11 protein-coding genes are annotated in these 12,981 nt (G+C 45.1%); 10 read left to right on the top strand and 1 reads right to left on the bottom strand.

Going from position 1 to position 12,981, the window contains the following annotated elements:
* Positions 1-22 precede the first annotated feature (22 nt).
* The 5 genes from nagZ to metG all read left to right on the top strand — a co-directional run bounded on the left by nagZ (position 23) and on the right by metG (position 7,446).
* Positions 23-1,660 carry a beta-N-acetylhexosaminidase gene (nagZ, locus tag ACQ5BJ_RS06140; protein WP_005546654.1) on the top strand — a complete coding sequence of 546 codons (1,638 nt, stop codon included), beginning with the start codon at positions 23-25 and terminating at the stop codon, positions 1,658-1,660.
* A 240-nt stretch (positions 1,661-1,900) separates the two neighbouring features.
* Positions 1,901-4,033 (top strand): stalk domain-containing protein, encoded by a 2,133-nt coding sequence (locus tag ACQ5BJ_RS06135; protein ID WP_005546656.1) that lies wholly within the window; start codon positions 1,901-1,903, stop codon positions 4,031-4,033.
* Positions 4,034-4,227: 194 nt separating this feature from the next.
* Entirely contained in the window at positions 4,228-4,692 is a 465-nt protein-coding gene (locus tag ACQ5BJ_RS06130; protein WP_005546658.1) for a Fur family transcriptional regulator, read from the top strand.
* An 83-nt stretch (positions 4,693-4,775) separates the two neighbouring features.
* Positions 4,776-5,000, top strand: a complete 225-nt coding sequence (yidD, locus tag ACQ5BJ_RS06125; protein ID WP_206703743.1) for a membrane protein insertion efficiency factor YidD — start codon at positions 4,776-4,778, stop codon at positions 4,998-5,000.
* 436 nt (positions 5,001-5,436) lie between these two features.
* Positions 5,437-7,446: a methionine--tRNA ligase gene (gene metG, locus ACQ5BJ_RS06120; RefSeq protein ID WP_430109449.1), complete on the top strand. Its 2,010-nt coding sequence runs from the start codon at positions 5,437-5,439 to the stop codon at positions 7,444-7,446.
* 129 nt (positions 7,447-7,575) lie between these two features.
* Here the strand turns inward: metG and ACQ5BJ_RS06115 are convergent, their stop codons facing one another.
* Complete coding sequence (locus tag ACQ5BJ_RS06115) at positions 7,576-8,388, bottom strand: undecaprenyl-diphosphate phosphatase (protein WP_005546664.1); 813 nt, start codon at positions 8,386-8,388, stop codon at positions 7,576-7,578.
* A gap of 295 nt (positions 8,389-8,683) precedes the next feature.
* Between ACQ5BJ_RS06115 and ACQ5BJ_RS06110 the strand changes: the two genes are divergently transcribed.
* The 5 genes from ACQ5BJ_RS06110 (at position 8,684) to mntR (ending at position 12,872) form a co-directional block, all read left to right on the top strand.
* Positions 8,684-9,679 (top strand): metal ABC transporter solute-binding protein, Zn/Mn family, encoded by a 996-nt coding sequence (locus tag ACQ5BJ_RS06110; protein ID WP_005546666.1) that lies wholly within the window; start codon positions 8,684-8,686, stop codon positions 9,677-9,679.
* Between the two features lie 75 nt (positions 9,680-9,754).
* The gene (locus tag ACQ5BJ_RS06105) at positions 9,755-10,501 is read left to right on the top strand and encodes a metal ABC transporter ATP-binding protein (protein ID WP_005546667.1); all 747 of its coding nucleotides are present in this window, start codon (positions 9,755-9,757) and stop codon (positions 10,499-10,501) included.
* Positions 10,502-10,552: 51 nt separating this feature from the next.
* On the top strand, positions 10,553-11,359 hold the full coding sequence (locus ACQ5BJ_RS06100; RefSeq protein ID WP_040735826.1) for a metal ABC transporter permease: 807 nt from the start codon (positions 10,553-10,555) through the stop codon (positions 11,357-11,359).
* Positions 11,360-11,415: 56 nt separating this feature from the next.
* On the top strand, positions 11,416-12,132 hold the full coding sequence (locus ACQ5BJ_RS06095; protein ID WP_005546671.1) for a cytochrome c biogenesis CcdA family protein: 717 nt from the start codon (positions 11,416-11,418) through the stop codon (positions 12,130-12,132).
* A gap of 314 nt (positions 12,133-12,446) precedes the next feature.
* Complete coding sequence (gene mntR / locus ACQ5BJ_RS06090; protein ID WP_005546673.1) at positions 12,447-12,872, top strand: transcriptional regulator MntR; 426 nt, start codon at positions 12,447-12,449, stop codon at positions 12,870-12,872.
* The last annotated feature ends 109 nt before the right edge of the window (positions 12,873-12,981 follow it).

The following is a 12,981-nucleotide window of genomic DNA, read 5'->3' as shown; positions in this document are numbered from 1 at the left end:
CGAAAAGGATGGGATGAGTAAGATGAGTAAACTTCAACTGACGCTTGAGCAAAAGATCGGCCAAATGGTGATGTGCGGCTTTGCAACGACCGAGGTAAATGACAATATTCGCTCCTTGATTAAGGAGTATCATGTTGGAGGTATTATTTACTTCCGCCGCAATGTTGAGAGCAAAGAACAGGTCAGTGCATTGTCTCATCAACTGCAGGAGATTTCACGGGAGCAGACGAATATACCGCTGTTTATCAGTATTGACCAAGAAGGCGGTATGGTTGCCCGCATTGACTGGGATGATATTACGCTTATTCCAGGCAATATGACAATTGGCGCGACTCGCAGTGCTGAGCACGCTTATCAAGCTGCGCATATTTGCGGGGAGGAATTGTTGCGGCTTGGCATTAACATGAACTTTGCTCCAAGTCTTGATGTGAACAACAATCCTGAGAATCCGGTGATTGGCGTTCGTTCGTACAGTGAGCGTCCTGATCTGGTTGCCGAGCTTGGAACTGCACAAATTCGTGGACTTCAGGAGGCAAATGTAGCGGCAACAGCCAAACATTTCCCGGGACATGGGGATACGGCTGTCGATTCACATCACGGGCTTGCCGCTGTACCGCATGATGAAGAACGCCTTGTTGCTGTAGAGCTTGCACCGTTTGTCCAAGCGATTCGAGAAGGCGTAGATTGCATTATGACCGCTCATGTAATTTTCCCGGCATTTGAGCCGAATGCGATTCCAGCAACCCTGTCATATAATGTGTTGACGAAGCTGCTTCGTCAGCGGTTAGGCTATCATGGCTTGATCGTAACGGATTGCTTGGAAATGCATGCGATATCGAAGGAAGTCGGTGTGGCGGAAGGTGCGGTTCGTGCAGTGGAAGCGGGTGCAGATATATTGCTTGTCAGCCATACGTACGAAGAGCAAGTAGCATCCATTCAAGCATTATGCGAAGCTGTACGTTCGGGGCGTATTGCCGAATCTCGGATCGACGAATCAATTGATCGCATTATCACATTGAAGAATAAGCGTCATATGGGAGAAAATAGCGAAGTCGCTGCTGATTTCTTCGCTTACCTTGGAACACCTGAATCCAAGGCGTCGGTCGATCAGATGTTCGAAGATAGTACAACGCTTGTAAAGGATGATGCGGGAGCATTGCCTCTAGATCGTAGTGCAAAAACACTTGTCATTTGGCCTCAGGTACGTACGCGCTCCGAGGTAGATGATCTTATTGTACAGGAGTACACACTGGCCTCTGCACTAGAACCGCATATGCAACATGTGGAGATACTGCGTATCAATAATGATCCAGAGCCTTTTGAGGTAAATGAAATTCTGGCGAATACGGAAGGATATAGTCAAATTGTTGTTTTGACTTACAATCCAGTGTCGACGTTGCATCAAGGACAGGTGGATGTTGTAAACGCTTTACTGGCACGCAGCAGCATACGTGTTGTGGTTGCATCGACTCGTAATCCATATGACCTGAATCAATTCCCGGATGCACCTACGTATTTGTGCTGCTATGAAAATCGACCTGCCGCAATGAAGGCATTGGGAAATGTGCTTCTAGGCATAACAGAGCCAAAGGGCAAGCTGCCAGTTACGATCTCTGAACAATATTCATTTGGACATAGCGCTTCTTTTTGTAACAAGTAAATAGAACCCATCTCAGAACCTGTACCGAAGGTGCAGGTCTTTTATTTTTTTCGGACAAATGGAATGAAAAATGGTGTTTGCTAGAATGATGACTAAAAATTTACTTACATTAATTATTCCTGAAAAAAAGAATGCCAAAATAGAAACTTTTCGTAAAGTCGTGCGTCTATTACTATGTTCAATCATACAGAATGCGTTAACATTTCGAATAAAAGATGGATGAGGAGTAGGACGTTTACTATGAAATCTTGGAAAAAGTTTTTCGTTGCCTGTGTAGCCGCAGTGCAATTGTTCACAGTAATTCCTGTCTTTGCAGCAGAGGGAACGACAGGAACTGAGGTAAGTGGTGCAGTCGATGCCAATACATCTACGAGCACAACAGAAGATAATAGTAAGCAACAAGATGAGAATCAAGACGTTCAGCAAGATAAGCAGTTAAACAGCCAAGATAAACAACAAGTATCCCAAGCACGTGTTCAGCCTGTACTGCCTGGGGAGTATGACAAGAATGTCGTAGTCCTGATAGCTGACAGCAATAAAATTTATCAAGACGGAAATGAATACACGTCTCCACAGCCAATTACCATCAAGAAAGGTGTATCCTATATCGCGATTCGTTCGTTGATTGATCGTTTTGGATTCAAATTGGATTTTGACAACAAAACGAAGGAAACGATCATCAAAAACGGTGATAAAGAGCTGCGCTACAAAATGGGCAGTGCAGATTATCGTGTAAATGGCGTACCAACAAAAATGAAGGGCGCTTCCTATATTCAAAAAGATGTGTTCATGGTTCCTGTAACTTCAGCGATGGATGCAATGGGAATTCCTTATAAGTGGGAGCAAGCAAGCAAGCGTATCATCATTCAGCTTAGTGCGCAGCCTGTTGCGAAGTTCAAAGTCAACGAAACGGATATCATTGCAGGTGAAACCCGCGTAACGATAACGGATCAATCGACACATCCGCTCGGCCGTCAAATTGTTGAAACGGACTGGGAGGGATTGCAAGAAATCTACGACCAGCCAGGTACGTATACCATTACATTGCGCGTACGTGATGAGGATGGAGAGTGGAGTGATCCGTATTCCCAAACAATCAATGTCCAGAAGCCGCATACGCCGCCGGTAGCAAGCTTCCGTACAGATAAGACAACATATAAAATGGGTGAGCCTATCAATTATGATGATTTGAGTACGGATGAAGAAGATACGAACTTGAAGCGCGAGTGGACGAACAAACAACCGGCATTCTTCGAGCCTGGCGAGAAGACGATTACGCTGAAAGTGACGAACAAATATGGTCTAACGGCTGAAGTTAGCCAAACGATTAACATAACGGATGAAGTATTGTACTCGTTCGATGATTTTAACAGATTATTTACCCCGGCTGGAGACATCTATCCGATAGATGGGACTTCGGTTCTGAGCATGCAAGTGATAAAGCCGAAAATTTCGACAGAAAGACGCACGCTGTATCGCTCGAACAGCCCAGAAAATGTAAAAGCAGACGGGATTCTATATCAAGATAGAGTTGCGGGGGGAGCACGAGTATTCGCCCACCATATTAATAACTCTAAATCTAATAAAAATATGAGATTTTATATTTTGGCTCAAAATATCTCAGATCACACTTCTACCTTGACCGTACAGCATATGGGTATCGCCGGGCCGAGCACTAGCCCGCAGCAGACGGGTAAGATGGGAACTGTTCGTTATTTCGAATCCTTCGCAGAAGAAAAGACGACTGAAACGACTTTGAAACCGAACGAAATGAAGATTATTGTTCCTGAATTGAACCAAATCTCATTCAAGCCGGGGCAAGTATTTACCCTTTACGCTGATGTCTATGCGGACAGCATGGTTGAATATACAGTCGTTGGTATCGATGCAGATAAAGATGTGTTCAAAGCATTGCCGACTTTGCCGTTCCTGGATAAGGACGAACATATCCGTGGCACATATGATAATGCAGATATAACTTTAACTGTGGATGAAACGGTTGGCGAACAAGTTAGTCGCCTTATACTTGCTGATGCTGAACAAGATATAGCGGGTAGTGACATGATTACGCTGGAAGATCAACGCAATAAAGGAAATTATGGCGTGCTGTACCGAATCCGTATGAATAAGGTAGCGCCTCATACTCTTATCTCCTTCAATTCACGTGGAGGATCGTATTCAGGAGGCATGTTTGTTAATGGTAAAACCGTACAAACGCCAACGAACGGTTCATTAAAAGGCGCAAATGAAGCAAGTGTCTTATATCGCACTGGCGATTATGAGGAATCAGTCGAATTACTGTTCTCTTCGGCGGCAGGAAGCAATTTGCCAGTTAATTTGGTATTCACACCGCTTCCTAAACCGAAATCCTAATTCGCATTTATCATGCAATAATGACAATATTCATTTAAATTCGTAGACCTATTTGCATATCCGATTTTAAGCGGACTGTCCTGACTTCCATTGGAGCGGGGGCAGTCCTTTTTCTATACTTCACGTTTGACTTTACAGCATGGAATAGCGCATTATAATAGAGACGGGTTCCACATCATAGAGGAGGGACTTCGATGCTAAAGACAGAGCAAATCATAGAGAAAATGGCTGATTCAGGAATGAGAATTACGGATCAGCGTCGAACCTTGGCGAAACTGTTTGCTGACACAGATGGATATTTAACACCAAAAGATGTATACGAATTTATGGGGAAGCGTTATACTGGCTTAAGCTTTGATACGGTATACCGCAACTTGCGAATTATGTTCGATCTGGGAATATTGGAACAGGTCGTGTTCGAGGATGGAGTCAAGTTCCGGGTAACTTGTGCGGATGGGCATCATCATCATCATATGATCTGTTTGCAGTGTGAGAAGACTTATCCGATTCATTTCTGTCCAATGTCACAAACAGATGTCCCTGAAAAATTTCAGGTCGTTCAGCATAAATTCGAAGTGTTCGGATATTGTGCTGCTTGCACCGACAAGGACACTCATACATCATTGCCTGCTCCGAATACGAGTGGGAATGCTCTATGAAGGTAGATGGAAATAAGTCATGCTGTTCCAAAGATGAAGATGGACATCATAATCATGAGTCTGCTCCTCGTAGTAGACGCAGCTTGGGAACAAGAATCGCCCAGGCTCCGGTCAGGGCGTATCGCAAATGGATATCTCCATTGAAGCCGCCCACTTGCCGCTTCTATCCAACCTGTTCTACATACGCGATGGAAGCACTGGAGGTTCATGGGCCATGGAAGGGGAGTTGGCTAACCGTAAAGCGAATAGTCAAATGTCATCCTTTCCATCCCGGAGGAGTAGATAAGGTTCCGCCGAAGCGTCCTTGACAGAGGGACAGTTCGTGATTTATATTGAAGATTAGTTGTAGGATGCACATAATTGGAAATCAATATCTCCGAGGAACGGATAAGTAAGCTGAGAAATCCATTACAGAGAGCCGGAATTGCTGGAAGCCGGTATGGAAGCTCTTCTGAACATGGTCCGGGAGGAACCGATAGTGAGCGAGCAAGCTGTCCTAAACGGCTATTGCCGCAAGCTGTCGGCGCATCATTCCCGTTAACGAATGCTTGGCCGGACTGCATTCTGGTCACAATGAAGCCGTCTGATGTTCCATACGCAGGCGGGAATATTGGGTGGTACCACGTGAGATATAGCTCTCGTCCCAAGCTGGGCGAGGGCTTTTTCTGTTTTTTAGAAGTGCATAAAGGACAACATCGGATATGCTTCCACGAAGAAGCTTATGCTGAGGAGGATGAACGAACAATGAGTCAAAAACGAAACACTTTTTACCTAACAACACCTATTTATTATCCAAGTGACAAGCTGCATATCGGCCATGCGTATACAACGGTAGCAGGGGACGCAATGGCTCGCTATAAGCGGTTGCGCGGCTACGATGTCCGCTATTTGACGGGTACAGACGAGCACGGGCAGAAGATTGAACGCAAAGCACAAGATGCAGGGGTTACCCCACAGCAGTTTGTAGATAATATTGTCAGTGGGATCAAGGAACTGTGGAATAAGCTCGATATTTCGTATGACGATTTTATCCGTACGACAGAAGAACGCCATAAGAAGGTCGTTCAAGAGATTTTTGACCGCTTGGTTCAGCAAGGAGACATTTACAAGGGGGCTTATGAAGGCTGGTATTGTACACCGTGTGAATCGTTCTTCACTGAGCGTCAGCTCGATAACGGCAACTGCCCGGATTGCGGCCGTCCCGTGGAGCTGGTAAAGGAAGAGAGCTATTTCTTCCGGATGAGCAAATATGCGGATCGACTGCTCGAATTCTATGAAGCGAATCCAGAGTTCATTCAGCCGGAGTCCCGCAAAAACGAAATGATTAACAACTTCATTAAGCCGGGCTTGGAAGACCTTGCTGTTTCCCGTACGTCTTTTGACTGGGGCGTTAAAGTTAAGGGAGATCCGAAGCATGTCGTTTATGTATGGATCGATGCGCTTTCCAACTATATTTCGGCACTCGGCTACGGTTCGGACAATGACGAGTTGTATCAGAAGTATTGGCCGGCCGATGTTCATTTGGTTGGAAAAGAGATCATTCGCTTCCATACCATTTACTGGCCAATTATGCTGATGGCGCTTGATCTTCCGCTTCCGAAGAAAGTTTTTGGACATGGATGGCTGTTAATGAAGGACGGCAAAATGTCCAAGTCCAAAGGCAACGTTGTCGACCCGGTTATGCTGATCGATCGTTATGGTTTGGACGCGCTGCGTTACTACTTGCTTCGTGAGGTGCCGTTCGGTTCTGATGGAACATTTACGCCAGAAGGATTTGTTGAGCGTATTAACTTCGATTTAGCTAACGATTTGGGGAACTTACTTAACCGTACCGTTGCCATGATTCAAAAGTACTTTGACGGTGAAATTCCTGCCTATGCGGGTCAAGTGACTGCCTTCGACGGCGAGATTGCGGCCTTTGCTGCACAGACCGTTGATAAGGTGGAAGCAGCTATGGAGGATATGGAATTCTCCGTGGCGTTGACTGCCATTTGGCAGTTCATTAGCCGCACAAACAAATATATTGATGAGACACAACCATGGGCGCTTGCGAAGGATGAGTCGAAGCGTAGTGAGCTGGCTTCGGTAATGTCGCATTTGGCCGAAAGCCTTCGCATCTCCTCCATTTTGCTGCAGCCATTCTTGACACAAGCTCCAACGAAAATATGGGGTCAGCTCGGTTTGGAGGCCGGTGCAATTACGGCTTGGGAATCTGTCCGCACATTTGGAGCAATCCCGAGTGGTACGAAAGTTGTGAAGGGCGATCCAATCTTCCCTCGTCTAGAAGTGGCAGAAGAGGTACAAATTATTGCGGAATCGATGAATGGCGGCAAGAAGGCAGAGCCAGCAGTTGAAGAATCAGCTAAGGCAAAGGCAGACAAAAATGCAGGCTCAGGAGAGACTGTGTCAGCTAAGCCTGATGATGTGAAGGAAGAAATTTCAATTGACGATTTTGCCAAGGTAGAGCTGCGTGTTGCTCAGGTTACGCATTGTGAGCCTGTACCTAAGGCAGATAAGCTTCTGCGCTTGGAATTGGATATGGGGTATGAACAGCGTCAGGTTGTATCTGGAATCGCACAATATTATAAACCGGAAGAGCTGATCGGACGCAAAGTAATCTGTGTAGCGAACTTGAAGCCTGTGAAGCTGCGTGGTGTTATGTCCCAAGGCATGATTTTGGCTGCTTCGAAGGATGGTCAATTAACGCTTGCTACCGTACCAGACAGCATGCCGAACGGTGCGATTGTAAAGTAACGATCATCACAAGTTGATCATGATTATACCGAATTACAATTACAATGGCGGGAACGTGAAGGCCCGCTAATCATATATGAAAAAGGCCGGGATCGAATGATCCCGGCCTTTTCTTTTGTCGAACAATTTTTAATTAACAAAGAATAGGACGAACAGCCCTGCAAGTACACAATAAAGTGAGAACCATTTCAGGTTGCCGCGAGCCATAATGCCCATGAACCATTTTAAGGCAAAGTAAGAAGCGACAAAGGAACATAGGAAGGCGAGCAAATAAGGAATCATCATTTGTCCAAGTGTCGGATCCTTAATCATATCTTTGCCTTCGAGAATCATGCTTCCAACGCTAACCGGAATGTACAGGAAGAAGGAGAAGCGTAGCGCTGTTTCCTGTTTCCAGCCAAGAGCCATTGCAGCAACGATGGTCGAGCCGGAACGGCTAATGCCTGGGATGAGAGCTACGGCTTGCGCCAAACCTACGATGAACGTTTCGCCGAAGGATAAATCCTTATCCCCTTTACGACCGCGCAAGTTGCGAATTAACCACAGAGCAAGTGCGGTTACGAGCAATGTAACACCGATAACTTTAACGCCCTTGAATACATCAGCTATCGTATCTTTAAACACGACCCCGATAATCCCTGCTGGGATCGTAGCGAGTATCAAATAAATAACGAACATGAAGTCATCTTTGGCATCCTGAGCGCGTGTGAACAGGAAGCGGAACGTATTCACGGCCAATCGTACGATATCTTTGCGATAAATGAGCAAAATAGCTAGCAAGGAGGCAAAATTGACAAGCACCTCAAAACCGAGTCCTTCGATATGTAATCCGAATAGTCGCTCAACGATAACCAAATGACCGCTCGACGATACTGGTATTGGCTCAGTGAAACCCTGTACCAATCCGAGTACGGCATATTTCAGCCATTCTATCCAATCCAAATCATTCACTCCTTAATTCATCTTTTAAAATTTGTAATGGTGTCAGATAAAAAGGAACAGACACTCTATCATATTAGTATCGTCTATCAATGATGTCAAAGAGTAACATGAAAGAGAGTACCTTACAATGTTGTAACCTCTATTTTAATATGGGATGAAGAAGAGTAATGTTGTTTATTTGAAAAGTAAGGATTGACAAGGGACAGAAGCCTTTTTATAATCTTAATAGTAATCATTACGAATTACAGAAAATCAACATGCGTACGATACATACTTACGCAGAAGGAGTTATTTGATGAAGCTAATGAGCAAATATAAAAAACTGCGCCATTCCTTACTAGCTTTGTGCGGCCTCGCTTTGATTTTGGCAGGCTGTACGCAAGGAACGCAGTCTAGTATTGTTGAAGGGAAACTGAATGTCGTTACAAGCTTTTATCCCATTGCTTTCCTTACTGAACAGATTGGCGGCGAGCATGTAAATACGATTAATTTGATTCCAACTGGAATTGAGCCGCACGATTGGACACCAAAGAGCCGCGACTTGCATAATGCTTCAAATGCACAACTGCTGCTGGTGAATGGTGCAGGTTTTGAAACTTGGCTGGACGACTTCACGAAGGGCTTGGATTCCTCTTCCCAAGTGAAGATACTCGAAGTAAGTAAAGGAATTCCGCTTATTGAAGCAGATGGAAGCGAGCATGATCATCATGAAGGTGAGGGTGAAGCGTCCGAGAACGAGCATGGGCATGAGCACGGTCACGACCATGGAAGCACTGATCCCCATACTTGGGTTAGTCCTAAGTCTGCGCTAACGATGGCAAGCAATGTTAAGGATGCACTTATTCAGACTGATGGAGCACATAAGAGCGAGTATGAAGCAAATTATGAGAAGTTAAGAACGAAAATTGAATTGATTGATAAATCATATTCGGATAAGCTAAGCTCTTTGAAGCAGCGCGAAATCGTTGTATCTCATCATGCGTTTGGCTACTTGTGCCGCGATTATGGATTGACTCAGCATGCGATAATGGGCATCACTCCAGATGCTGAGCCGAGAGCGCAGGATTTGGTGAAGCTATCGAAGTTAGTGAAGGAAAAGGGCTTGAAGTACGTATTCTTTGAGGAGCTTGTGTCGGATCAATTAGCGAATACATTGGCTGGTGAAGCGGGTGTGAGCACATTAGTACTGAACCCTCTTGAGGGGCTGACAAAACAGCAAGCTGAACAAGGTGATAATTACTTGACGCTAATGGAACGCAACTTGCAAAATCTCCTTGTCGCGCTACAATAAATGGAGTAATGGATCACAGTCTGCTAAGGACAATTGCACGCAAGAATGGAACGTGCAAGGAAGAGAGAGGGCACAATGATGAATGTGACGGACACCTGCCACAATCAGGTGATATCAATAGAGAATGTTGGCTTCAACTATGAAGGACAATCGGTTCTACGTGATGTCAACTTCACAGTATACGAACGGGATTTTGTAGGCGTCATCGGTACGAATGGCGCCGGCAAAACGACGCTGTTACGACTTATGGTGGGTCTGCTCAAGCCGACATCAGGGCAGATTAATCTGTTCGGTACGCCGATCAATCGGTTCAAAGAATGGGATCGGATTGGCTATGTACCGCAGAAGAACTCCTTTAACCCTCTATTTCCAGCTACTGTGATGGAGGTTGTGCAATCCGGCATGTACAATCGCCGGCGTATGTTTCGGCGGCTGAAGCAGGAGGAAATCAATCAATGCCGCGATGCGATGCGTGTGATGAGGGTAGAGGATTTGGCGGATAAGCGAATCGGTCAGCTATCAGGTGGACAGCAGCAGCGGGTATTTTTAGCGCGAGCAATGGTGAACAAACCGGAGCTGCTTATTCTGGATGAGCCAACCGTAGGCATCGATACGGAAACGCAAAAGGACTTTTTCAATCTGCTGCAGCATTTGCATGAACATCATCATATGACATTTGTTATGGTGTCTCACGATATGGATCTTGTAAATTCATGGCTCGGCTGCGATCCGAAGGGAACATGCGGCAAGCTGAACTTTTACGTGAAGCATTCGCACAATGTGCAATGCTCGGAACCGGATTTGGCACATGGCGTGCTTTAACGGAAACAGTGCCGTGCTTTGCCTGGAATTGAAATAAAGGGGACGTTGTCATTGCTGGACATCATACAATCTGATTTTTTTATACGAGCTCTGATCGGAGGTTTATTGATCGGCGCCATTGGGCCGCTTATGGGAATGTTCCTTGTACTGCGTCGTTTGTCTATGATAGGCGATACGCTGGCTCATGTTACAATCGCTGGGGTCGCTCTCGGATTTCTGCTAGGTGTGTACCCGCTCGCCATGGGCTTGGTATTTGCGCTTATTGGGGCGATTGCGATTGAGAAGCTGCGCAAGGCTTACAAAACATATGCAGAGCTATCTATAGCCGTCATCATGTCAGGCGGTGTTGCATTGGCATCGCTCTTCTTTACATTAGGAATGAACTTTAGTGCCAATGTGAATAACTATTTGTTCGGCAGTATCTATACGTTGAATGGTACGGACTTAATTGTTGTTGGGGTAGTCACCCTTATTGTAATTGTGTTCCTGCTTCTATTCTTCAAGGAGATGTTCCTGCTTACATTCGATGAAGATGCAGCCGCGGTAAATGGTCTTCCTGTGCGAATGCTCAATATTGCTGTAACGGTGCTGACCGCACTTGTCATTAGTGCTGCGATCAAAATTGTCGGTGCGCTTCTCGTATCCGCCTTGTTAACAATACCTGTTGCAATTAGTTTATTTGTAGCTAAAGGCTTCAGGCAGTCTGTTACCGTTTCCGTACTCGTAGCTGAAGCTGCTGTTGTCGGCGGCTTGCTGACGGCAGGAATTTGGAATTTGGCTCCAGGAGCTACGATTGTCCTATTGCTCATTGCCGTGTTAATATTGACATTGATAGCAAGAAGAGGAATTCGGGTGTGAAGCAGCATCTGTCCTCCTCCTGCTAGGGCAGCGACTAATACGGGGAGGCGAAGCGGTTGGGTCATATTACGGTATGGATAGCATTTTGGGCTGGATTAGTATCCTTTATATCTCCATGCTGTTTGCCACTATATCCAACGTATATTTCTATCATTACAGGTATGTCTGTCGGCCAATTGAAGGATAAGCAAAATAAACGTGAAGTGCGTTGGAAAACGATTACACACACCTTGTTTTTCATCCTTGGCATTAGTGTAGTCTTCTACACGCTGGGCTTGGGTGCAACGTTAATTGGTTCCTTCTTGGCTGAATACCGGGATTTAATTCGTCAAATATCAGCTATTTTCATTATTATTATGGGACTTGTACTACTCGGAGTATTTCAACCACAGCTCTTAATGAAGGAACGTAAGATGAACTTTGGGCAGAAGAGCGGCTACTTTGGGTCTTTTTTGTTCGGAATGGGATTTTCCGCGGGATGGTCGCCTTGTATTGGCCCGATTTTAACTGCGATTATTTCACTTAGTGCCTCGGAGCCGAGCACAGGACTTTTGATGATTACTGCTTATTGTATTGGTTTTGGATTGCCTTTCTTCATTCTATCCTTCTTTATTGGTTCCACCCGATGGCTTACGAAATATTCAGGCGTGATGATGAAGATAGGCGGGGCGATTATGATCGTCATGGGTGTACTCTTGTTCACAGACCACTTGAGCCAACTCAACATCTGGCTGCAGCAAATTACACCGGATTGGATGAGAAGACTTACGTAAATGAAGGGATTACATAATCTGGCATTTATTCTGAGACCGCGACCCTCTATTTCTTTCGGATGGCGCGGTCTTTTTGCGGGATCCCGCAGCTCCTAGTAACTTATTAAATGACATCGAAATCGGTTGTAAGGTTGAACTTGTTCTCGAAACCATGTAAACTTAAATATACACGAATATTTCCGTATATGAATATGCTTGCTTCCATTCCTATTTTTAAGTGGTTTTTTGGGTCTAATGTGAAATTAGGAACGTGTTATAAGCAGGAGGCGCTTTTGGACAAGTCGTGTAACGTGGAATGAAATGAGGGACGCTTGATGCCTACACCAAGCATGGAAGACTATTTGGAACGCATCTATAAACTAATTGATGAAAAAGGATATGCGCGTGTATCCGATATCGCAGAAGGATTGGAAGTTCACCCTTCCTCTGTGACGAAGATGATTCAGAAGCTGGATAAGGACGATTATCTTATTTATGAGAAGTATCGCGGGCTCGTGCTGACTAGCAAGGGGAAAAAGATCGGCAAGCGATTGGTGGATCGTCATCAACTGCTGGAAGACTTCTTGACACTGATCGGTGTAGCTGACGAGCATATTTATACAGACGTGGAAGGAATTGAACATCATTTAAGCTGGAATTCGATTACTTGCATCGAGACACTCGTTGAATTCTTCCGTAGAGATCCGCAGCGATTGCAAGCGTTGAACGATTTGCGAAGCGAATTGGATAATGACTCGTAAAACATCTGTTTTTTGCGAAACAGATGTTTTATTTTTTGCGTCTAATAGTTGAGGGGGAAATGAAAGCACACATTTTCTCATTCAACATGGACAAGGGAGAGGAAAACAG

Origin of the sequence: Paenibacillus sp. B1-35 (assembly GCF_050474385.1) — a bacterium.
Lineage (GTDB): Bacteria > Bacillota > Bacilli > Paenibacillales > Paenibacillaceae > Paenibacillus_B > Paenibacillus_B alvei.
Note: the sequence above shows the minus strand (reverse complement) of the source record. Positions and strands in the feature narration are given on the sequence as shown.

Coding starts and splice junctions, on each gene's coding strand:
- nagZ (WP_005546654.1), top strand. CDS start 23: ATGAGTAAACTTCAACTGACGCTTGAGCAAAAGATCGGCCAAATGGTG.
- mntR (WP_005546673.1), top strand. CDS start 12,447: ATGCCTACACCAAGCATGGAAGACTATTTGGAACGCATCTATAAACTA.
- ACQ5BJ_RS06135 (WP_005546656.1), top strand. CDS start 1,901: ATGAAATCTTGGAAAAAGTTTTTCGTTGCCTGTGTAGCCGCAGTGCAA.
- metG (WP_430109449.1), top strand. CDS start 5,437: ATGAGTCAAAAACGAAACACTTTTTACCTAACAACACCTATTTATTAT.
- ACQ5BJ_RS06105 (WP_005546667.1), top strand. CDS start 9,755: ATGATGAATGTGACGGACACCTGCCACAATCAGGTGATATCAATAGAG.
- ACQ5BJ_RS06110 (WP_005546666.1), top strand. CDS start 8,684: ATGAAGCTAATGAGCAAATATAAAAAACTGCGCCATTCCTTACTAGCT.
- ACQ5BJ_RS06130 (WP_005546658.1), top strand. CDS start 4,228: ATGCTAAAGACAGAGCAAATCATAGAGAAAATGGCTGATTCAGGAATG.